24 protein-coding genes are annotated in these 21,443 nt (G+C 67.7%); 19 read left to right on the plus strand and 5 right to left on the minus strand.

Annotated features, from left to right (window positions below; translation table 11 throughout):
* Window positions 1-591: 591 nt before the first annotated feature.
* Window positions 592-792: a DUF397 domain-containing protein gene (locus E6R18_RS29195; RefSeq protein WP_136319882.1), complete on the minus strand. Its 201-nt coding sequence runs from the start codon at window positions 790-792 to the stop codon at window positions 592-594.
* Between the two features lie 11 nt (window positions 793-803).
* The gene (locus tag E6R18_RS29200) at window positions 804-1,652 is read right to left on the minus strand and encodes a helix-turn-helix transcriptional regulator (RefSeq protein WP_136319883.1); all 849 of its coding nucleotides are present in this window, start codon (window positions 1,650-1,652) and stop codon (window positions 804-806) included.
* A gap of 256 nt (window positions 1,653-1,908) precedes the next feature.
* On the opposite strand from E6R18_RS29200, the gene E6R18_RS29205 reads away from it, so the two are divergent.
* From E6R18_RS29205 to E6R18_RS29230, 6 genes are all read left to right on the plus strand, one after another.
* Window positions 1,909-2,382, plus strand: a complete 474-nt coding sequence (locus E6R18_RS29205) for an ATP-binding protein (RefSeq protein WP_136319884.1) — start codon at window positions 1,909-1,911, stop codon at window positions 2,380-2,382.
* A 175-nt stretch (window positions 2,383-2,557) separates the two neighbouring features.
* On the plus strand, window positions 2,558-2,764 hold the full coding sequence (locus E6R18_RS35120; protein ID WP_136319885.1) for a hypothetical protein: 207 nt from the start codon (window positions 2,558-2,560) through the stop codon (window positions 2,762-2,764).
* Window positions 2,748-3,272 carry a DUF6879 family protein gene (locus E6R18_RS29215; protein ID WP_136319886.1) on the plus strand — a complete coding sequence of 175 codons (525 nt, stop codon included), beginning with the start codon at window positions 2,748-2,750 and terminating at the stop codon, window positions 3,270-3,272. Before E6R18_RS35120 ends, E6R18_RS29215 begins: the two co-directional genes overlap by 17 nt.
* Entirely contained in the window at window positions 3,256-4,092 is an 837-nt protein-coding gene (locus E6R18_RS29220) for a Scr1 family TA system antitoxin-like transcriptional regulator (protein ID WP_136319887.1), read from the plus strand. Before E6R18_RS29215 ends, E6R18_RS29220 begins: the two co-directional genes overlap by 17 nt.
* 181 nt (window positions 4,093-4,273) lie before the next feature.
* Complete coding sequence (locus tag E6R18_RS29225; protein WP_136319888.1) at window positions 4,274-4,726, plus strand: hypothetical protein; 453 nt, start codon at window positions 4,274-4,276, stop codon at window positions 4,724-4,726.
* A 67-nt stretch (window positions 4,727-4,793) separates the two neighbouring features.
* Entirely contained in the window at window positions 4,794-5,438 is a 645-nt protein-coding gene (locus E6R18_RS29230; protein ID WP_136319889.1) for a class I SAM-dependent methyltransferase, read from the plus strand.
* A 797-nt stretch (window positions 5,439-6,235) separates the two neighbouring features.
* Here the strand turns inward: E6R18_RS29230 and E6R18_RS29235 are convergent.
* A complete protein-coding gene (locus tag E6R18_RS29235; protein WP_136201643.1) occupies window positions 6,236-6,436 on the minus strand; it encodes a DUF397 domain-containing protein in 201 nt (66 codons plus the stop codon).
* 11 nt (window positions 6,437-6,447) lie between these two features.
* Entirely contained in the window at window positions 6,448-7,302 is an 855-nt protein-coding gene (locus E6R18_RS29240; protein WP_136319890.1) for a helix-turn-helix transcriptional regulator, read from the minus strand.
* A 265-nt stretch (window positions 7,303-7,567) separates the two neighbouring features.
* Between E6R18_RS29240 and E6R18_RS29245 the strand changes: the two genes are divergently transcribed.
* Window positions 7,568-8,041, plus strand: a complete 474-nt coding sequence (locus tag E6R18_RS29245; RefSeq protein ID WP_136319891.1) for an ATP-binding protein — start codon at window positions 7,568-7,570, stop codon at window positions 8,039-8,041.
* Window positions 8,042-8,225: 184 nt separating this feature from the next.
* On the plus strand, window positions 8,226-8,564 hold the full coding sequence (locus E6R18_RS29250) for a methyltransferase domain-containing protein (protein WP_240799893.1): 339 nt from the start codon (window positions 8,226-8,228) through the stop codon (window positions 8,562-8,564).
* Between the two features lie 321 nt (window positions 8,565-8,885).
* Here E6R18_RS29250 and E6R18_RS29255 read toward each other — a convergent pair whose 3' ends face one another.
* Window positions 8,886-9,728, minus strand: a complete 843-nt coding sequence (locus E6R18_RS29255) for a C40 family peptidase (RefSeq protein WP_136319892.1) — start codon at window positions 9,726-9,728, stop codon at window positions 8,886-8,888.
* 814 nt (window positions 9,729-10,542) lie between these two features.
* Between E6R18_RS29255 and E6R18_RS29260 the strand changes: the two genes are divergently transcribed.
* Genes E6R18_RS29260 through nuoK form a run of 11 tightly spaced genes read left to right on the plus strand, consistent with a single transcriptional unit; the run spans window position 10,543 to window position 21,443 of the window.
* Window positions 10,543-10,902 carry an NADH-quinone oxidoreductase subunit A gene (locus E6R18_RS29260; protein WP_003992243.1) on the plus strand — a complete coding sequence of 120 codons (360 nt, stop codon included), beginning with the start codon at window positions 10,543-10,545 and terminating at the stop codon, window positions 10,900-10,902.
* A gap of 18 nt (window positions 10,903-10,920) precedes the next feature.
* Entirely contained in the window at window positions 10,921-11,475 is a 555-nt protein-coding gene (locus E6R18_RS29265; RefSeq protein ID WP_136319893.1) for an NADH-quinone oxidoreductase subunit B, read from the plus strand.
* Window positions 11,472-12,182 (plus strand): NADH-quinone oxidoreductase subunit C, encoded by a 711-nt coding sequence (locus E6R18_RS29270; RefSeq protein ID WP_136319894.1) that lies wholly within the window; start codon window positions 11,472-11,474, stop codon window positions 12,180-12,182. The genes E6R18_RS29265 and E6R18_RS29270 overlap by 4 nt, the downstream gene beginning before the upstream one ends.
* Entirely contained in the window at window positions 12,182-13,504 is a 1,323-nt protein-coding gene (locus tag E6R18_RS29275) for an NADH-quinone oxidoreductase subunit D (RefSeq protein WP_136319895.1), read from the plus strand. Before E6R18_RS29270 ends, E6R18_RS29275 begins: the two co-directional genes overlap by 1 nt.
* A 29-nt stretch (window positions 13,505-13,533) precedes the next feature.
* Complete coding sequence (nuoE, locus tag E6R18_RS29280) at window positions 13,534-14,349, plus strand: NADH-quinone oxidoreductase subunit NuoE (RefSeq protein ID WP_136319907.1); 816 nt, start codon at window positions 13,534-13,536, stop codon at window positions 14,347-14,349.
* Window positions 14,349-15,713: an NADH-quinone oxidoreductase subunit NuoF gene (nuoF, locus tag E6R18_RS29285; protein ID WP_136319896.1), complete on the plus strand. Its 1,365-nt coding sequence runs from the start codon at window positions 14,349-14,351 to the stop codon at window positions 15,711-15,713. Before nuoE ends, nuoF begins: the two co-directional genes overlap by 1 nt.
* Window positions 15,710-18,217, plus strand: coding sequence for an NADH-quinone oxidoreductase subunit G (locus E6R18_RS29290; RefSeq protein ID WP_136319897.1), 2,508 nt, complete (start codon window positions 15,710-15,712; stop codon window positions 18,215-18,217). Before nuoF ends, E6R18_RS29290 begins: the two co-directional genes overlap by 4 nt.
* A complete protein-coding gene (nuoH, locus tag E6R18_RS29295) occupies window positions 18,214-19,632 on the plus strand; it encodes an NADH-quinone oxidoreductase subunit NuoH (RefSeq protein ID WP_136319898.1) in 1,419 nt (472 codons plus the stop codon). Before E6R18_RS29290 ends, nuoH begins: the two co-directional genes overlap by 4 nt.
* Window positions 19,625-20,323 carry an NADH-quinone oxidoreductase subunit NuoI gene (gene nuoI / locus E6R18_RS29300; RefSeq protein WP_136319899.1) on the plus strand — a complete coding sequence of 233 codons (699 nt, stop codon included), beginning with the start codon at window positions 19,625-19,627 and terminating at the stop codon, window positions 20,321-20,323. Before nuoH ends, nuoI begins: the two co-directional genes overlap by 8 nt.
* On the plus strand, window positions 20,320-21,147 hold the full coding sequence (locus E6R18_RS29305; protein ID WP_136319900.1) for an NADH-quinone oxidoreductase subunit J: 828 nt from the start codon (window positions 20,320-20,322) through the stop codon (window positions 21,145-21,147). The genes nuoI and E6R18_RS29305 overlap by 4 nt, the downstream gene beginning before the upstream one ends.
* Window positions 21,144-21,443, plus strand: coding sequence for an NADH-quinone oxidoreductase subunit NuoK (gene nuoK / locus E6R18_RS29310; protein ID WP_018101339.1), 300 nt, complete (start codon window positions 21,144-21,146; stop codon window positions 21,441-21,443). Before E6R18_RS29305 ends, nuoK begins: the two co-directional genes overlap by 4 nt.

Here is a 21,443-nt window from a genome sequence, read left to right on the forward strand (position 1 = left end):
CCGAAGGGGCGAGCGTCAGGTAGCGCACGGGGCGCACGTGCCACTCGATGTGGCGCCCCTTGCGGAGCAGGAGGGTGAATCCGCACGGTTCGCCGCGATGGAGTGCGGCCAGAGCCTGCACCCAGCCGCCCTGGTCAACCCAGTGGAGAGCCCTTGTCGTCTCGCGAGGTGTCAGCCCCAGGACGTGGCTCGTACGGAGCTGTACGCGGATGATCCGGATCGTGTCGCGGGGGCCGGGCAAGATGCGGAGGTCGACGGGTTCCGGCACGAATCCGGTGGCGGGGCCGTACCGGAGCACTTCGAACCGGAAGCCGTGCGCTACGAGTGCCGTCACGGAAGTGGCTCGGGGTGATGTACGCAAGGTCGACCGTCCGATCGAGGCGTGGCCTTCAACTGGCGTGAAAACAGGGTTCGTTGACGCAACACACAGCGCGGTCGAGCGATGCGCTCGGCCGGGTCGGCGACGTACGGTGACGGTAGCGTCACCGATCCATGCGGCGCAACAGTGGGACGTCCCTAAGTTGCGCCGTCCCTTGCGAACGCCCTCCGCCTGCCGGCTTCCGTGCAGGTGGAGGGCGCTCTACGAGTCGGTCAGATCAAGTGGTCGAACTCACCGGCCTTGACACCCAGGACAAAGGCACGGAGTTTGGCCACGCTCGTCGTGACGACCACATCGGGGTCGTCGCTTTCGCGCATCCTGATCGCGCCATCCACAGGGGCCAGCTCGATGCAGCTCTGGTTGTTGTCCGCTCCCGAGAACGAGGACTTCTGCCAGTTGATTGCGTCGGTCATGTCGCGTTGACTCACACTTCCTGTGCGATGAGTTGGATGAATTCAGCCGACTCCTCCGAGGTGAGGGAGATCGACTCGATAGAACCAAGAAGTTCTCGATACTTGGCGAGCTGGGCTTCGGCATCCAGAAATCCTGCGTCGAAAGCGCTGTCGATCTGTACGGTGTCGAGCGCCGGGATGCCGGCCCCGGCGTACAGCATCGAGTGCACCGAGCCGGTGATCCGTGCTGCGAACGGGATGACGCGGATCGTCACGGAAGGCCACGCGGACACGGTGTAAAGAAATTCGAGCTGTTCTCTCATGGTGTCGCTGTCGCAATACCGCATGCGCAGGGCCGCCTCGTGGATGAAGGCTTCGAACAACGTGGGCGCGGGCCGGTCGAAAATCTCGCGGCGCCTTGCGCGGTGCTCTACGCGGGCGTTCAGCTCTGCGGTCGGGAGATCGGAAACGCCGCTTCGGATCAGATCCCGTGCGTACGCCTCTGTCTGGAAGATTCCCGGAACGTTCAGCATCTGAATGGCGCGGATATAGGTGGCGTGGTGTTCCAGTTCGGCCAGGTCCAGGAATCCCGGTGAGAGTATCCCTCGGTAGTCGTCCCACCATCCCTTGGTGCGCTCCTCAGCCATACGCGCGAGCGCGTCGACCAGATGCTTGTCACCGGCTGAGTAGTGAGCCGCGAGGCGGCGGACGCGCTGGTCGCTCACTCCGTAGCGGCCGGACTCGATGTGGCTGATCTGGGCGCGCTCGCCGCCCAGATAGGCGGCGGCTTCACTTCCGGACATTCCAGCGCGCTCGCGTAGCTTGCGAAGCTCCGCGCCCAACCGCTTCTGCCTGGCGGTCGGATAGCTCCTCGGCGGCATGGGCCTCCCCTTCGTACGGGTACGAGTGTGCCGCCCCGCAGCGTCACTGGTCCACTCGTATGAGTGTTACGGCCGTCCCACTGTTGCGCCGTAACAATGTTGTGCCCTAGCGTCCTTCGCGTCGGCCGGAAGCGGCCCAGTGACCCGAAGTGCAGTCATCCCACGTGAGTTGATCCCATGCGGGGGCGGCCGATGCCACGGCTCACCGGAACGGGCCGGCGTACCCGGAGACCCGCTCGCATAGGGAGACCGCGTCATGACCTCCGTAACCGTTCCGTCCCCGCCCGTCCCGTACCTCCCCCAGCGCGGCGAGCGCTACCGGCTCGTCGCACCGAACAGCCCCACGGCGCCCCGTGTCGCGCGGGACTTCGTGGGGACGCTGCTGCGGACTACCGAGCACCCCGGGCTGGTCGACGACGCCCGGTTGTGCGTGAGCGAGGTGGTGTCCAATGCGCACTGCCATACGGAGTCGGCGCGCATCCGGGTCGACGTGACGGTGAACCGGCGCCAGGTGATGGTCTACGTGACCGACGACGAGCCGAACCGGCTGCCGAAGCCGGGGACCGCGCCGGATGCGGAGAGAGGACGCGGGCTCCTCATCGTGGAGAGCCTGACCGATCGTTGGGGGACCACGACGCGCGGCGGGCGGGCAGGGCGCGCCAAGACGGTCTGGTTCGTCCTGGTCGAACCGGGGCCGTGTGCCGGAGGCGCACCACGTATGACGGGATGAACGCCAGGGCCGTCCCGTGCCAGGTGGAACGGGGGCTGTTCGCCAAGTTCCGCTCCTCCGGAGCTGTTTATGCAATGACGCGCATAGTCGCGTTCCCGCATAGACGTACTCCCGCCCCGCTCCTACTGTCGTGACAAGTGGCCCGCTGGGGGCCACCGGCAGGGGGTTCGTAGCTATGGCTCGCGAGGAACTGACCCGACTCACCGGCAACGGGAACGGGAACTGCAACAACGACGACTGCCCGAACGTCTACCGAGCCTTCGACGGCTCCATCGTGGTTCAGGGAGACGCTGACCCCACCTTCCAGCCTCCGGCCGGTGAAGGTCTCGTTCGCATCCCTGAGAGTGTCCTGAGGGAGGCTGTTCGTGCTCTTGGATGGTGAGGATTGGGCCGCCAAGGTTCAGGGCTTCAAACAAGAAGCATGGCGGCTTGAAACGCTTCCCTGGTACCGGGTTCCGGGTGAGGACGGAGATATCCGGGACTTCCTGGCAGGGCAGCGAATCGACCCTCGGAACTACTGTTCCGGCTACACAGAGGGCTTGAAGAAGATCAGGGTGGAGGGGCGCTCCAAGGGGCGCGTTCACATCGTCAGGCAGCCGCTCACGGACTATCTCCGCTTCGAGTTCATGTACTACGAGGTTCACTCGCAAGCCGGGGATGACATCCGAATCCTGGACGTGACCGATCACCCCAACCCCCTTGAGGGGATTCAAGACTTCTGGCTGTTCGATAGGTCGGAAGTGGTCCTCATGAACTACGCGGATGACGGCACGCAGATCAGTCGGGAGCTGTACGAGGGCGACCCGGCACCGTACATCGATTACCAGAGGATCGCCCTCGCGGAATCCGTGCCGTTCAGGGAGTACGTCAGCGGTGGCTATCGAGCCTGATGAGCTGGACCGGTCGGGACGTGAACTCGCGGCCATGCTCAAGCACCTTCGAAAGCAAGCCGGACTCTCAGGGGTCCGGCTTGCCGCGCGTTGCAACATGTCTCAATCCAAGATCAGCCGAATTGAGAGCAACAAGGGACGTCCATCCCTCCTGGATGTTGAACAGATCCTTCGGGGCCTTGACGCTTCCCCAGCTGTTTCGGCCGAAGCGATGGCTATAGCCCGAATCGCTCAAACAGAGTGGCAGGACGGGAGGGCGCTCCGAAGGAAGGGCTTGGACAAGAAGCAGTTGCAACTGGCCGGACTTGAGGCGTCCTCCAGAAGGTTTCGGTACTTCCTTCTCTCCATGGTTACCGGACTCCTCGCCACGCCTGAATACGTTCGCGCCAGTCTGAGCCAGGCATCCCCGGAGCAGCAGGACAAAGCCGTAGCAATGAAACTGGACCGACAGAAAGTTCTGTTTGATCGGTCCAAAAAGTTCACGTTCATCCTCACCGAGCAAGCTGTTAGATACCCACTCGTTTCCCCTCACGAGTTGGCCATGCAGATAGACCGGCTCGCATCCTTCACTCGCCAGCCGAACATTCAACTGGGCGTCATCCCGATGGGAGTTCACTTCACTTCCGGGGCCTTGAATACGTTCACCATCTATGATGAGACTTTGGCGACGGCTGAACTGGATCTAGGTGCCATTGTTTTCCGTGACAACCGGGATGTCCAGGACCTGATTATTCGTTTCACCTCGTACGAGGGATACGCCCTTTTCGGGGATGGCGCCAGGGAGCGTCTGGAAGCCTGGGCCGAAGACTGCCGCAGGTGATCTTTAATCAACAACGTGAATATCTCGTCGGATCGCTCCGTAACTCGGGGATCATCTATCCCGCCACGAATTACCGGAGGCGCGACGGTATGACAGCACTGGTGAGACTGCGAGAGTAGCCCCGCCCTCTGAGACCCCGCGCCTCCATCACCCGAGCACGACCACGTGAAGGGAACCACTGATGGCAACTGTGGTACAGGTCCGAGACCCTCGGAACTGCGTCCCCACCCAGGTGTGGGACCGGGAAGTCCGACTCATCATGCGGGACCACGCCATGGAGCGTGGCCTCGCTGAGCGCACCTTCGGCCAGGCCGTCGCCTACTTGGTGACCTCGGCAGAGCGCCCCGAGACCCGCATGGGGCCCTCCCCTGCCGTGGATCTGGGTGTCCACTCGTTCGTGCTCGACTCGATGAACTACATGGCGTTCTGCGACCAGCACGCGGGACGCTACATCCACCACGTTCCGCACCTGCCCGGAGAGGGCACGCAGGGGCCGCCCGCACTGGGGGACACAACCAAGACCATCAGGGCCACCGGCTTCGAGATCGACCCGGAGCTGTGGACCATGAAGGACGCCGCCGACTGCTCCCAGTGTCACGCCGGGTGCACGGACAGCCCCAACAGCGGGAAGTAACACCGCACGGACTGTGACAACTTCCCTCGGAGACGAGGGGAGTTGTCACCATGAGGAAAGGTTGTGCATGGAGGTCGTCGAAGCCTGGGAGCGGTACGCCCAAGGGCGGATGCCACGGAGGGAAACCAACGCTTCCGGGGCCGCGACGTGGTTGAACTGGACGCAGTACCCCGACCACGGGCCCGATGAATCGATCCTCGGAGAGTTGCAGGGCCTGACCGTTCTGGAACTGGGCTGCGGTACGGGCTGCAACCTGGCCCACCTCACGACACTCGGGGCCGACTGCACCGGCGTGGACATCGCACCCAGCCAGCACAAGAAGGCCGTGGCCCGATGGGGCCGCCTCCCCGGCCTGACCTTCCACACGGCAGAGGTGACCGACTACCTGACCCACACCGAGGGCTCCTTCGATGTGGTCCTGTCCATCTTCGGGCCCGTCTGGTTCACGGACCCCGAACAGCTTCTTCCTCTGATCCACAAGAGACTTTCCCCTGGTGGCGTACTGGCCTTCTCCCACAAGCCCCCAACGGCCGGCACTCAGCCTGCCGGCGCTCTGAGAGAGGCCAGGGCAGTAACAAGGTGGGACTACAGCCCGGAGGAATGGTCGAGGCTTCTGGCCTCTTCCGGGTACGCGAACCCCAAAGCCGAGGTCATCCCTCCCCCTGAAGGACAAGACGTAGGAACCCTGCTGATGAGGGCATACGCCTATTGATCAGTACCTCATGAGTTTCTGGTCAATGAGAGTGAGAGTGCCTTCACGGGAGTAGATCGGGTGGACGTACACGAGTTCGACCGTCCGGTCGAGGCGTGCCAGTGAGGCGGGCGGGACCAAGTCTTCAAAAGGCTTGAGGCAAAGGGAAGCTGCGACAACGCGAGCGCGGTCGAGTGATGCGCCCGGCTGAGTCGCGACGTACGGTGACGGTGGTGTCACCGACCCGCGCGGCGCAACAGTAGGACGTCCCTAAGTTGCGCCGCCCCATGCGAACGCCCTCCGCCTGCCGTCTTCCGTGCAGGTGGAGGGCGCTCGACAGCCTACACCCAGCCGCCCTGGTCAACCCAGTGGAGAGCCCTTGTCGTCTCGCGAGGTGTCAGCCCCAGGACGTGGCTCGTACGGCGCTGTACGCGGATGATCGGGATCGTGTCGCGGGGGCCGGGCAAGATGCGGAGGTCGACGGGTTCCGGCACGAATCCGGTGGCGGGGCCGTACCGGAGCACTTCGAACCGGAAGCCGTGCGCTACGAGTGCCTTCACGGAAGTGGCTCGGGGTGATGTACGCAAGGTCGACCGTCCGATCGAGGCGTGGCCTTCAACAGGCTTGAACTCGGGGGGCGTTGACGCATCGCTCAGCACGGTCGAGCGATGCGCTCGGCCGCGGCGGCGACGTACGGTGACGGTAGTGTCACCGGTCCGTGCGGCGCAACCATGCCCCGGGGCATGTATGTTCTCGAAACGTGCGTGAGCCCCCCGCCGTCGGGCGGGGGCTCACGTGGATGCTGCGGCTGGAGGCCCTTACTGGGCGAAGTGGTCGAACTCGCCCGCCTTGACGCCTTCGATGAACGCGGCGAACTTGGCCCGGCTCGTGGTGGTCACCGCATCGGGATCGTCGCTCTCGCGCATCAGGATCTGCCCGGCTTGCTGGGCCACCTCGACGCACTGCTCCCCGCCGCCCCCGGAGAAGGACGACTTCTGCCACTCGATCTCTGTGTTCATGCTGCGGATTATCACAGGTCCCTTGCGATGTGGTGAATGAAGCTGCGTGACTCCTCGGGTGTCAGGCATGCCTGCCGGGCGATGTCGAGCTGCATCCGATACCGGTGGAGATCGGCGGCGGCATCCAGCTGTACGCCCCCGAACGGTGCGTCGATGTGCACGGTGTCGAGCTGGGGCACGACTCCGCCCGCGTACAGCACGGTCTGCGTGACCTCGATGAACTGTTCGCTCGCGAAGGCGATCACCCGTACCGTCACATTCGGCCGGTCCGTTGCCTCCAGCAGGTGTTCGAGCTGATCGCGGGCAACCTTGCGGCCGCCGACCCGCATGCGCAGGCTCGCCTCGTGCACGATCGCCTCGAACGCGGGCGGCTTGTCGCGGTCAAGCACCGACTGCCTGCGCATGCGGTGTTCGACCCGCGCCTCCACCTCGTCCTCGGGCAGCGCGGGGAGTACTCCCTCGAACAGGGCTCGGGCGTACTCCGGAGTCTGGAGCAGTCCGGGCAGCGTCATGGACTGGAGGCACCGCATGTGGCTCGCGTGGTGTTCGAGTTCCGCGATGTTCAGGAAGCCGGGAGCGAGTGTGCCCCGGTACTCGTCCCACCAGAACTGGCCCCGGTGCTCGCGGGATATCACGCACAACGCCTCGATCAGCGCTTCGTCGTCGCACGCGTAGAAGCTCGCCAGCCGGCGAATCCGTTCTTCGCCGATACCACTGCGACCGGCCTCGATGTGACTGATCCTGGCCTGGTCGGTGGAGATGAGCCCGGCTGCTTCGCGGGCGGTTCTGCCCGCGCGTTCGCGGAGTTTGCGCAACTCGCTGCCCAAGCGGGCCTGGCGTGCGGTCGGGTTGTCCCTTGGTGGCATGTCACCTTCTCCTGTCGCGTATGCAGTCTCGCAGGGCCTCTCGGGGGTGTGCGACGGGCTCACCCCTGCGTGTGAATCGCCGGGGTCATCCTTGTACCGGTGCATACATGTCCCCTACGTTCATCCCTGCTGGCCGGCAACGGCTCGGTGTCCCGAAGTGCAGCCCTCCACAGGCGAGTTCACCTTGCCCGGGACCGGCCGATGCCACGGCTCACCGGAACAGGCCGGCGTACCCGGAGACCCGCTCACGTAGGGAGACCGCGTCATGACCTCCGTATCCGTTCCGTCCCCGCCCGTCCCGTACCTCCCCCAGCGCGGCGAGCGCTACCGGCTCGTCGCACCGAACAGCCCCACGGCGCCCCGTGTCGCGCGGGACTTCGTGGGGACGCTGCTGCGGACTACCGAGCACCCCGGGCTGGTCGACGACGCCCGGTTGTGCGTGAGCGAGGTGGTGTCCAATGCGCACTGCCATACGGAGTCGGCGCGCATCCGGGTCGACGTGACGGTGAACCGGCGCCAGGTGATGGTCTACGTGACCGACGACGAGCCGAACCGGCTGCCGAAGCCGGGGACCGCGCCGGATGCGGAGAGAGGACGCGGGCTCCTCATCGTGGAGAGCCTGACCGATCGTTGGGGGACCACGACGCGCGGCGGGCGGGCAGGGCGCGCCAAGACGGTCTGGTTCGTCCTGGTCGAACCGGGGCCGTGTGCCGGAGGCGCACCACGTACGACGGGATGAGCGCCTGGGTCGTCAGATGCGCGGCATGGCCGTTCAGGCCGTCGCCTACCGTGTCACGCCGGGTGCACGGACAGCGCCAACAGCGGGAAGTAACACCGCACGGACTGTGGCAACTCCCCTCGGAGACGAGAGGAGTTGCACCATGAGGAAAGGTTCTGCATGGAGGTCGTCTCACACGGCAGAGGTGACCGACTACCTGACGCACACCGAGGGCTCCTTCGATGTGGTCCTGTCCATCTTCGGGCCCGTCTGGTTCACGGACCCCGAACAGCTTCTTCCTCTGATCCGCAGGAGGCTTTCCCCTGGTGGCGTACTGGCCGTCTCCCACAGGCCCCCAACGGCCGGCACTCAGCCTGCCGGCGCTCTGAGAGGGGCCAGGGCAGTAACAAGGTGGGACTACAGCCCGGAGGAATGGTCGAGGCTTCTGGCCTCTTCCGGGTACTCGAACCCCAAAGCCGAGGTCATCCCTCCCCCTGAAGGACACGACGTAGGAACCCTGCTGATGAGGGCCTACGCCTATTGATCAGAGCCTCATGAGTCTCTGATCAATGGGAGTGCCTTCACGGGAGCGGGTCGGGACGAGCGACTGGGGTCGGCGCTCAGTAAGTGGTACGGGCGGGCGCTGTTCGCCCCGCTTCACAAGCGCATGCGGCCGGTGTCCGGCAGGTTCGCGATGTCCGTGGCGACCGGCGGGGTGGTGGCGCCTTTCCGTGACTCCGCTGGAAGCGGGCCAGGGGCGGGTGCTGCGGGAAACGCCGAAGGGCCGCCGCTCCCGAGCGGGGGAACGACGGCCCTTCGAAGTGCGCCGAGGCGCTTGTGAATCCGTGAACGTAGCCTAAGCGGCTCAGAGGACGCGGACCGCGCCGGTCGGCATGTCGTAGCTCAGCGGGCGCTGCACCACACCGGTGGAGGAGTTCTGCGCACCGACGAACTGGCCGCCGCCCACGTAGATCCCGACGTGGTACGCGCTGCCCGCGCTGCCCCAGTACAGGATGTCGCCCGGCTGGAGGTTGCTCAGCGAGACCTGGGTGCCGGCGGTCGACTGGCTCTGCGAGACGCGCGGCAGGTCGATGCCCACCGTGCGGAAGGCGGCCTGGACCAGGCCGGAGCAGTCCCACGAGTTGGGGCCGGTGCCGCCGGGCACGTACGCGTCGCCGACCTGCGCCTGTGCGAACGCGACGATGGAGGCCGCGGAGCCGGTGGCGTGGGTGGAGTACGACGTCGTGGTGGCCGCCGTGGTGGAGCCGGACGACGAGGTGCCGGTGGTGGTGGTCTGCAGGGTGGTGCGCGCGGCGGCGCGGGAGGCGCGCTCGGCGGCCTCCGCCTTGGCCTTGGCGGCGGCGGCTTCGGCCTTCTTCTTGGCCTCGGCCTTGCGGACGGCCTCGGCCTTGGCCTTCTTGGCGTCCTTGGCGGCGCTGGTGGCCGCCGCGTCCTCGTGGGCCTGCGTCTCCAGGTCCAGGGCGACCTGCTGCGTGGCCGCGGCGGAGGCCGCGACGGTGGTGGAGAGGCCCGCCGTGATGGTGGGCATCTCGATCGTCTGGGTCACCGGCTCGGCCTGGGCCGGACCGGCGGCACCCGCGACCGCGATGGTGCTGAGGACGCCACCGGCAACTCCGGCCCGCAGCGCCGTCTTCGAGGCGTTTCGGCGGGGCTTCCGGTGGCTGGGTATGAGAGCGGTGTGGGACATGGGTACTAGCGCTATCAGGGCTCCCGGGATCCATCAAGAAACGTGTGTTGCGACACAGTTACGTTCGGAATCTGTGAATCCGCTTTCTGACGGCCTTTATTGACGCCGTAACGGGCAAAACGGGCACTCGCGATCATGGCTGTGATCACGGGTTTTCTGCAATACGCCCGAATTGCCCGTCACTTACCATCCGCCAACAAGGTTGGCCAAGCCCGCTTGTCCAGCGGCCGCTGGGGAGTGACGCAGGTCACGGCATGGTCTCGTCGTGACGGGCAGACGAGCGCTCCGCGCGACCGGAGGGGCGCGGCCGCCGGGTCGGGTGCCGGGGCGGGCGCCGAACTCGGGGCGCGAAGGGGTCGATTCGCGCGAAAAGGTGCGTATGCCGGAGTGCGTCCACTTCGTTCCACGTGAACCCTCGCGCGAGTGACCCCCTCGGTCCCCGGCCGGTCGCAGAGTGGGGCAGATCCCTTTATCACCCCATCGCGTCCACCGCCAATTTTGCGCACAGCGCCGCGGCTTGATAGAGCGACACCCCTTTGACCAGCGGCAACGGCAGCAGATGTCACGTCTCGTGATCACTCGGCCGCTTCGTGTACGAAGATCACCGCTCATCCGACTTCATGATCGTTCGTCAGGTGGTGGAGATCACAAAGACGTTGTCGTACCCCGTGTCGCAGATCACAGGACGGCGGGCATAGGATGCGGGGCAGTCGGGCTTGTGAACTGCCTCACATGTGCACGATCTTGATGAGGTGGCGAGCCAGGTCGCCCGATGCGGTCCAACGGTCAAGGACGACTGGAAGGAGCGAGGAGCGTGAATGCCTACGCGCCCATCCTCGTGCTCGGCGCCCTCGGGGCAGGGTTTGCGATCTTCTCCGTGGTCATGGCCACGCTTATCGGCCCCAAGCGGTACAACCGGGCAAAGCTCGAAGCGTACGAGTGCGGTATCGAACCGACACCCACTCCGGCCGGAGGCGGCCGCTTCCCCATCAAGTACTACCTGACGGCGATGCTCTTCATCGTCTTCGACATCGAGATCGTCTTCCTCTATCCCTGGGCGGTCACCTTCGACGCCCTGGGGATCTTCGGGCTCGTGGAGATGCTGCTCTTCGTGCTCACCGTCTTCGTCGCCTACGCGTATGTGTGGCGTCGCGGCGGCCTGGAATGGGACTGAGGGGCTGAGGGGCACACCATGGGACTCGAAGAGAAGCTGCCGAGCGGCTTCGTTCTGACCACCGTCGAGCAGGCGGCCGGCTGGGTGCGGAAGTCCTCCGTCTTCCCGGCGACCTTCGGCCTCGCCTGCTGCGCCATCGAGATGATGACCACCGGGGCGGGCCGCTACGACCTGGCCCGGTTCGGCATGGAGGTCTTCCGCGGCTCGCCGCGGCAGGCGGACCTGATGATCGTGGCCGGGCGGGTGAGCCAGAAGATGGCGCCCGTCCTGCGGCAGGTCTACGACCAGATGCCGAACCCCAAGTGGGTCATCTCCATGGGCGTCTGCGCGTCATCGGGCGGAATGTTCAACAATTACGCCATTGTTCAGGGTGTTGATCATATTGTCCCGGTTGATATTTATTTGCCGGGCTGCCCGCCGCGGCCCGAGATGCTGATGGACGCGATCCTCAAGCTGCACCAGAAGATCCAGGGCTCCAAGCTCGGGGTCAACGCGCAGGAGGCCGCCCGCGAGGCGGAGGAAGCGGCCCTGAGCGCACTGCCCCTGATCGAGATGAAGGGGCTGCTGCGATGAGCGACGAGCACAACGGCTCCGCCGTCCCCGCCCCGCGCGACGAGCACGGCGAGGTCATCGGCGTACGCAGGGGCATGTTCGGCGCCAACAACGGCGGCGACACCTCCGGCTACGGCGGGCTCATCCGCACCGTCGCCCTGCCCGGCGCCTCCTCGCGCCCCTACGGCGGCTGGTTCGACGAGGTCGCCGACGAGCTCGAAGGCGCCCTGGAGGAACAGGGCCTCGTCCCCGAGAACGCCATCGAGAAGACCGTCGTGGACCGCGGCGAACTCACCTTCCACATCGCCCGCGAGCACCTGGTCACCGTCGCCGGGACCCTGCGCGACGACCCGGCCCTGCGCTTCGAGCTCTGTACGGGGGTGAGCGGCGTCCACTTCCCCGGCGACAAGGGCCGCGAGCTGCACGCCGTCTACCACCTGCGCTCGCTCACCCACGGCCGGCTCATCCGGCTGGAGGTCTCCACGCCGGACGACGACCGCCACCTGCCGTCCCTGGTCCCGGTCTACCCGACCAACGACTGGCACGAGCGCGAGGCGTACGACTTCTTCGGGCTCGTCTTCGACGGGCACCCCGCCCTCACCCGGATCATGATGCCGGACGACTGGCAGGGCTTCCCGCAGCGCAAGGACTACCCGCTCGGCGGCATCGCCGTCGAGTACAAGGGCGCCCAGATCCCGGCTCCGGACCAGCGGAGGTCGTACTCCTGATGACCACTCCCCGTGCAACGCCCCGCGCCACGACCGAGGGGACTGTATATACGGTCACCGGCGGCGACTGGGACGAGATCGTCGAGAACGCCGCCGCGTCCGACGACGAGCGCATCATCGTCAACATGGGCCCCCAGCACCCGTCCACGCACGGCGTGCTCCGGCTCATCCTGGAGATCGACGGCGAGACCGTCACCGAGGCCCGCTGCGGCATCGGCTACCTCCACACCGGCATCGAGAAGAACCTCGAATTCCGCAGCTGGACGCAGGGCACCACCTTCGTCACGCGCATGGACTACCTGACGCCGTTCTTCAACGAGACGGCGTACTGCCTCGGCGTCGAGAAGCTCCTCGGCATCGAGGACCAGATCCCCGACCGGGCCACCGTCCTGCGCGTGCTCCTGATGGAGCTCAACCGGCTCTCCTCGCACCTGGTGTGCATCGCCACCGGCGGCATGGAGCTCGGCGCCACGACGATCATGATCTACGGCTTCCGCGACCGCGAGCTCGTCCTCGACCTCTTCGAGCTGATCACCGGCCTGCGCATGAACCACGCGTTCGTCCGCCCCGGCGGCCTCGCCCAGGACCTGCCCCCGGGCGCGGTCGACCAGCTGCGCGAGTTCGTGAAGACCATGAAGAAGAACCTGCCGGAGTACGACGCGCTCGCCACCGGCAACCCCATCTTCAAGGCCCGCATGCAGGACGTCGGCTACCTCGACCTCACCGGCTGCATGGCGCTCGGCGCCACCGGCCCGATCCTGCGCTCGGCGGGCCTCCCGCACGACCTGCGCAAGACGGACCCGTACTGCGGTTACGAGACCTACGAGTTCGACGTCCCCACCGCGGACAGCTGCGACGCCTACGGGCGCTTCCTCATCCGCCTGGAGGAGATGCGCCAGTCGCTGCGGATCATCGAGCAGTGCATCGACCGGCTCGAACCCGGACCGGTCATGGTCGGTGACAAGAAGATCGCCTGGCCCGCGCAGCTCGCGCTCGGACCGGACGGCCTCGGCAACTCGCTGGACCACATCAAGAAGATCATGGGCACCTCCATGGAGGCCCTGATCCACCACTTCAAGCTGGTGACCGAGGGCTTCCGGGTCCCCGTCGGACAGGCGTACACCGCCGTCGAGTCCCCCAAGGGCGAACTCGGCGTGCACGTCGTCTCGGACGGCGGAACCCGCCCCTACCGGGTCCACTTCCGCGACCCGTCCTTCACCAACCTCCAGGCCATGGCGGCGATGTGCGAGGGCGGCCAGGTCGCCGACGTCATCGTCGCCGTCGCATCCATCGACCCCGTGATGGGAGGCGTCGACCGGTGACCGAAGCACGTACCGAAGTCAGTCTGGGGATGCCGCAGCTCCCCGCCCCCGCCTACCCGGCCGAGGTGCGCGCCAGGCTCGAAGCGGATGCGAAGGAGGTGATCGCCCGCTACCCCGGCAGCCGCTCCGCGCTCCTGCCGCTGCTGCACCTCGTGCAGTCCGAGGAGGGGTACGTCTCCCGTACGGGCATGGCGTTCTGCGCCGAACTGCTCGGCCTCACCACCGCCGAGGTCACCGCGGTCGCCACCTTCTACACGATGTACCGGCGCAAGCCGAGCGGCGACTACCAGGTCGGCGTCTGCACCAACACGCTCTGCGCGGTGATGGGCGGCGACGCGATCTTCGACCGGCTCAAGGAGCACCTCGGCGTCGGCAACGACGAGACGACCCGGGACGGCAAGGTGACGCTCGAACACATCGAGTGCAACGCCGCCTGCGACTTCGCGCCCGTCGTGATGGTCAACTGGGAGTTCTTCGACAACCAGACCCCCGAGAGCGCGACCCGGCTCGTCGACGACCTGATCGCCGGCCGCACCGTCGAGCCCACCCGCGGCGCCCCGCTGTGCACGTACAAGGAGACCGCCCGCATCCTGGCCGGCTTCCCCGACGAGCGCCCCGGCGCCGTCGCGGCCACCGGCGGCGCGGGCCCCGCCTCGCTGATCGGCCTCAAGCTCGCCAAGGGCGAGGCCGGGCCGCAGCCCCGCGTGGTGGGCCCGCGCGGCGAGGCCCCGCGCGACGAACCGCAGAAGGGCGCCGAGCACCTCAGCTCCCACGACGCGCCGCAGCAGACCTCGGCATCCGACCCGGACAACCCGGCAGGACCCGCCGCCGAGGAGGGGGAGTGATGACGTTGGCCACCGAACTCGACCAGAACGGGACCAGCCCCGAGAAGCTGCTCGCGCCCGTCCTGTCCGCCTTCTGGGACCAGCCGGAATCCTGGACCCTGGACACCTACCGCCGCCACGAGGGCTACGAGGGACTGCGCAAGGCCCTCGCCATGTCCCCGGACGACCTCATCGCGTACGTCAAGGACTCCGGTCTGCGCGGGCGCGGCGGCGCAGGCTTCCCCACCGGGATGAAGTGGCAGTTCATCCCGCAGGGCGACGGCAAGCCCCACTACCTAGTTGTCAACGCCGACGAGTCGGAGCCGGGGACCTGCAAGGACATCCCGCTCCTCTTCGCCAACCCGCACAGCCTCATCGAGGGCATCGTGATCGCCAGCTACGCGATCCGCTGCTCGCACGCCTTCATCTACCTGCGCGGCGAGGTCGTCCCCGTACTGCGCCGGCTGCACGAGGCCGTCCGCGAGGCGTACGAGGCGGGCTACCTCGGCACGGACATCATGGGCTCCGGGCTCGACCTGGAGCTCACCGTGCACGCGGGCGCCGGCGCGTACATCTGCGGTGAGGAGACCGCACTCCTCGACTCGCTCGAAGGACGCCGCGGCCAGCCCCGGCTGCGGCCCCCCTTCCCCGCCATCGCCGGTCTGTACGCCTGCCCCACCGTGGTGAACAACGTCGAGTCCATCGCCTCGGTTCCCGCGATCCTGAACAAGGGCAAGGACTGGTTCAAGTCGATGGGCAGCGAGAAGTCCCCGGGCTTCACGCTCTACTCGCTCAGCGGCCATGTCGTCGGCCCCGGCCAGTACGAGGCGCCGCTCGGCATCACGCTGCGCCAGCTCCTCGACATGAGCGGCGGTATGCGCCCCGGCCACCGCCTCAAGTTCTGGACCCCGGGCGGCTCCTCCACCCCGATGTTCACCGAGGAACACCTCGACGTGCCCCTCGACTACGAGGGCGTCGGCGCGGCCGGCTCCATGCTGGGCACCAAGGCGCTCCAGTGCTTCGACGAGACGACCTGCGTGGTGCGGGCCGTCACCCGCTGGACCGAGTTCTACGCCCACGAGTCCTGCGGCAAGTGCACACCCTGCCGCGAAGGCACCTACTGGCTCGTCCAGTTGCTCCGTGACATCGAGGCCGGCAAGGGGCAGATGTCCGACCTCGACAAGCTCAACGACATCGCCGACAACATCAACGGCAAGTCGTTCTGCGCCCTCGGTGACGGCGCCGCCTCGCCGATCTTCTCCTCGCTGAAGTACTTCCGCGAGGAGTACGAGCAGCACATCACCGGCAAGGGCTGCCCCTTCGATCCCGCCAAATCGACCCTCTGGGCCGACGACAAGAACGCATCCCAGGGGGTGAACGCATGACAGTCACCACGAGTGCGCCCTCCGGGGGCGGCGAAGCGGCGATCCCGCCCGAGGACCTGGTCACGCTGACCATCGACGGCATCGAGATCAGCGTGCCCAAGGGCACCCTGGTCATCCGCGCCGCCGAACTCCTCGGCATCGAGATCCCGCGCTTCTGCGACCACCCCCTCCTCGACCCGGCCGGCGCCTGCCGCCAGTGCATCGTCGAGGTCGAGGGCCAGCGCAAGCCGATGGCGTCCTGCACCATCACCTGCACCGACGGCATGGTCGTCAAGTCGCAGATCACCTCGCCCGTCGCCGACAAGGCGCAGCGCGGCGTGATGGAACTGCTGCTCATCAACCACCCACTGGACTGCCCGGTCTGCGACAAGGGTGGCGAGTGCCCCCTCCAGAACCAGGCGATGTCGCACGGCGACGCGGACTCCCGCTTCGACGGCAAGAAGCGGACGTACGAGAAGCCCGTGCCGATCTCCACCCAGGTGCTGCTGGACCGCGAGCGGTGCGTGCTGTGCGCGCGCTGCACCCGGTTCTCCAACCAGGTGGCGGGCGACCCGATGATCGAGCTGATCGAGCGCGGCGCGCTCCAGCAGGTCGGCACCGGCGAGGGCGACCCCTTCCAGTCGTACTTCTCCGGCAACACCATCCAGATCTGCCCGGTCGGGGCGCTGACCTCGGCGGCGTACCGGTTCCGCTCCCGCCCCTTCGACCTGGTGTCGACGCCCTCGGTGTGCGAGCACTGCGCCGGCGGCTGCGCCACCCGCACCGACCACCGGCGCGGCAAGGTCATGCGCCGCCTCGCGGCCAACGACCCCGAGGTCAACGAGGAGTGGCTCTGCGACAAGGGCCGCTTCGGCTTCCGCTACGCCCAGCAGCGCGACCGCCTCACCACCCCGCTCGTACGGGGCGAGTCGGGCGAGCTGGAACCGGCGAGCTGGCCCGAGGCGCTGTCCGTCGCGGCCGAGGGGCTGTCCGCCGCACGCGGCAGGACCGGTGTCCTCACCGGCGGCCGGCTGACCGTCGAGGACGCCTACGCGTACAGCAAGTTCGCCCGGATCGCCCTGAACACCAACGACATCGACTTCCGCGCCCGGGTCCACAGCGACGAGGAGGCCGACTTCCTGGCCTCGCGCGTCGCGGGGCGCGGCAAGGACCTGGACGGGTCCGGGGTCACGTACACCTCCCTGGAGAAGGCGCCGACCGTACTGCTGGTCGGGTTCGAGTCGGAGGAGGAGGCACCCGGCGTCTTCCTGCGGCTGCGCAAGGCCCACCGCAAGAACGGCCAGCGCACCTTCTCCATCGCCTCGCACGCCACCCGGGGCCTGGTGAAGGCCGGCGGCGCGCTGCTTCCCGCCGCACCCGGCACCGAAACCGAATGGCTGGACGCCATCGCGGGCGGCGTCGGGCTGGAGGGCGAGGGCGCCGTCGCGGCCGAGGCGCTGCGCGGTGAGGGCGCGCTGATCGTGGTCGGCGAGCGGCTGGCCGGGGTGCCCGGCGGGCTGACCGCGGCGGTCCGGGCCGCGACCGCGACCGGGGCCCGGCTGGTGTGGATCCCGCGCCGGGCGGGCGAACGCGGTGCGGTGGAGGCGGGCGCGCTCCCGTCGCTGCTGCCCGGCGGCCGTCCGGCCACCGACCCGCGCGCCCGCGACGAGGTCGCCGCCGCCTGGGGCGTCGCCGAACTCCCTTCCCGCTTCGGCCGCGACACCGGCCGGATCATCGAGGCCGCGGCCACCGGTGAGCTGGGCGCGCTGGTCGTCGCCGGCGTCGGGACCGAGGACCTGCCGGACCCGGCGCGGGCCCTGGAGGCCCTGGACCGGGTCGGCTTCCTGGTCTCCCTGGAGCTGCGGCCGAGCGAGGTCACCGACCGCGCCGACGTGGTGTTCCCGGTCGCCGCGGTGGCCGAGAAGTCCGGCACCTTCCTCAACTGGGAGGGCCGGGCGCGGATGTTCGAGGCCGCGCTGAAGCCCGACCAGATGACGCGCAACCTCGCCCCGGGCGACGCCCGCGTCCTGCACATGCTGGCCGACGCGCTCGACGTGCACTTCGCGCTGCCGGACCTCCGGGCCGCCCGCCGCGAGCTGGACCGCCTCGGCGGCTGGCAGGGCGGGTACGCGGACGAGCCGCGCGTCTCCGCGCAGCCGCTGCCCCGGCCCGCCAACGGCGAGGCGATCCTCGCCGGCCACCGCATGCTGCTCGACCTGGGCCGCCTCCAGGAGGGCGACACCGCGCTCGCCGGGACCCGGCACGAGGCGGTGGCCCGGCTGTCGGCCGCCACGGCCGCGGAGACCGGGGTCAAGGACGGCGACCTGCTGGCGGTGTCCGGCCCCGCGGGCAGCGTGGAACTCCCGCTCCGGGTCGCCGACATGCCGGACCGCGTGGTCTGGGTGCCGCTGAACTCGGCCGGGCGGGGCGTGCCGGCCATGACCGGGGCCCGTCCCGGCGGCCTGGTCCGGATCGGCCCCGCCGCTGCCGGTACTCCCGACGTCACACCGGAGGTGCGGGCGTGACCGCCTTCGCTCAACTGGCCGCGGCACCGCAGGGCGCGGTGCTCGCCGCCGAGGACCTGTCGATGTTCGGCAACGACCCCTGGTGGCTCGTCGTCGTCAAGGCCGTCTTCTGCTTCGCGTTCCTGATGGTGACCGTGCTCTTCTCCATCGTGTGGGAGCGCAAGGTCGTCGCCTGGATGCAGCTGCGCATCGGCCCCAACCGGCACGGCCCCTGGGGCATGCTCCAGTCGCTCGCCGACGGCATCAAGCTGATGCTGAAGGAAGACGTCATCGTCAAGCGGGCCGACAAGGTCGTCTACGTCCTCGCCCCGATCATCGCCGCGGTCCCGGCGTTCATGGCGATCGCGGTGATCCCCTTCGGCCCGTCCGGCAACGAGGTCTCGATCTTCGGCCACCGCACGGCGATGCAGCTCACCGACCTGCCGATCGCGATGCTGTACATCCTCGCGGTGGCCTCGGTCGGGATCTACGGCATCGTGCTCGCCGGCTGGTCCTCCGGATCGACGTACCCGCTGCTCGGCGGACTCCGCTCCTGCGCGCAGATGATCTCGTACGAGATCGCGATGGGCGCCGCGTTCGCCTCGGTCTTCCTCTACTCCGGGTCGATGTCGACCTCGAAGATCGTGGAGGCGCAGCAGGACCGCTGGTTCATCATCCTGCTGCCGGTCTCCTTCATCATCTACATCGTCACGATGGTCGGCGAGACCAACCGCGCCCCGTTCGACATGCCGGAGTCCGAGGGCGACCTGGTCGGCGGCTTCAACACCGAGTACTCGTCCATCAAGTTCGCGATGTTCATGCTCGCCGAGTACGTCAACATGGTCACCGTCTCGGCGGTCTCCACGACCCTGTTCCTGGGCGGCTGGCGGGCCCCGTGGCCGATCAGCACCTTCTGGGAGGGCGCGAACCACGGCTGGTGGCCGATGCTCTGGTTCATCGTCAAGGTCCAGCTGCTGCTGTTCTTCTTCATCTGGCTGCGCGGCACGCTGCCCCGCGTCCGCTACGACCAGCTGATGAAGCTCGGCTGGAAGGTCCTGATCCCGGTCTCCGTCGTCTGGCTGATGCTGGTCGCGACGGTACGCGCGCTGCGCAACGAGGGCCACGACTTCTCGAAGATCCTGCTCTATGTGGCCGGGGCCGTGATCGCGGTCCTGCTGATCTCCTTCGTGGTCGACATCTTCCGCGACAAGAAGGAGAAGGCCGCGGCCGCCGAGGCGGGCCCGGAACCGGCGTTCGACCCGATGGCGGGCGGATTCCCGGTGCCGCCGCTGCCCGGACAGACCCTGCCGCCCGTGCCGCGGCGCAGGCCGCGCCGCGAGCGGGAGCTCGTTGTCAGTGGTGGCGTGGATACTCAGAGTGACGGAAATCCGAGTGACGGAAATCCGAGTGACGGAAAGGAGGCCGACGGTGTCTGAACTGCCTGATTCGCCGGGGTCCAAGAGGCCGGCGGAGTCCACCGGGCCGACGGGGTCGACGGCGTCGCAGTCCTCCCAGTCCTCGGAGGACAAGTTCCTGAATCCGGTGGCCGGCTTCGGCGTGACCTTCAAGGCCATGTTCAAGAAGCGGCTCACCGAGCAGTATCCGGAGACGCCGAAGGTGACGGCGCCCCGCTTCCACGGCCGCCACCAGCTCAACCGCCATCCGGACGGGCTGGAGAAGTGCGTCGGCTGCGAGCTGTGCGCCTGGGCGTGTCCGGCCGACGCGATCTACGTGGAGGGCGCGGACAACACCGAGGAGGAGCGCTACTCCCCGGGCGAGCGCTACGGCCGCGTCTACCAGATCAACTACGCGCGCTGCATCCTCTGCGGACTGTGCATCGAGGCGTGCCCGACCCGGGCGCTCACGATGACCAACGAGTTCGAGCTCGCCAACACCACCCGCGAGAGCCTCATCTACACCAAGGACGAGCTGCTCGCGGGCCTGGAGGAAGGCATGGTCGACAGCCCGCACGCGATCTTCCCCGGCATGGACGAACAGGACTACTACCGGGGCCTGGTCACCGAGGCGGCCCCCGGTACGGAGCGCCGGCTCGCCGTCTCCAAGGGCGAGAAGCCGTCCGACGAGGCCGGCGAGAACAACGGCGCCGCGCAGGAGGTGGACGCATGACCGGCCTGGCCGCAGCGGCCTCGCAGACCTCGACCGGCGAGGCCTTCCAGTTCTGGGTGCTCGGCACGGTCGCCGTGATCGGCGCCCTGTCCACCGTGCTGATGAAGAGGGCCGTGCACAGCGCGCTGAGCCTCGCCGGGACGATGATCATCCTTGCGGTCTTCTACCTCGCCAACGGCGCCTACTTCCTCGGCATCGTGCAGATCGTCGTCTACACCGGCGCGATCATGATGCTGTTCCTCTTCGTGGTCATGCTCGTCGGCGTCACGGCGGCGGACTCGCTGAAGGAGACCATCAAGGGCCAGCGCTGGCTGGCCGCCGGATGCGGCATCGGCTTCGGCGTCCTGCTGATCGCCGGTATCGGCAACGCCTCGCTGAAGAGCTTCAACGGCCTGGGCACCGCCAACACCGCGCACGGCGGAAACGTGGAGGGGCTGGCCAGCCTCATCTTCACCAAGTACGTCTTCGCCTTCGAGATCACCGGCGCCCTGCTGATCACCGCGACCGTCGGCGCGATGGTGCTCACGCACCGCGAGCGCACCGAACGGGCCAAGACCCAGCGGGAGATGTCCGAGGAGCGCGTGCGGAGCAACCACCTCCCGCCGCTGCCCGCCCCCGGCGTCTACGCCCGGCACAACGCGGTGGACATCGCGGGCCTGCTCCCCGACGGCACCCCGTCCGAGCTCACCGTCATGCGGACGCTGCGCAAGCGCGGCCAGATGCGCGACGTGTCCCAGGAATCACTGGCCGGCCTCAAGGCACTGGAGCAGCGCTCCGGTGAGCGGCTCGGCCGGGACACCGAAGAAGAGGAGGTCGCCAAGTGAACCCGGTCAACTACCTCTATCTCGCCGCCCTGCTGTTCACCATCGGCGCGGCGGGGGTGCTGATCCGGCGGAACGCGATCGTGGTGTTCATGTGCGTGGAGCTGATGCTCAACGCCTGCAACCTCGCGTTCGTCACCTTCTCCCGTATGCACGGCAACCTCGACGGCCAGATCATCGCCTTCTTCACGATGGTCGTCGCCGCCGCGGAGGTCGTGGTCGGGCTCGCGATCATCGTGTCGCTGTTCCGTTCCCGCCACTCGGCCTCGGTCGACGACGCCAGCCTGATGAAGCTGTAG

The sequence above is a fragment of the Streptomyces sp. A1277 genome (assembly GCF_004795015.1).
GTDB lineage: Bacteria > Actinomycetota > Actinomycetes > Streptomycetales > Streptomycetaceae > Streptomyces.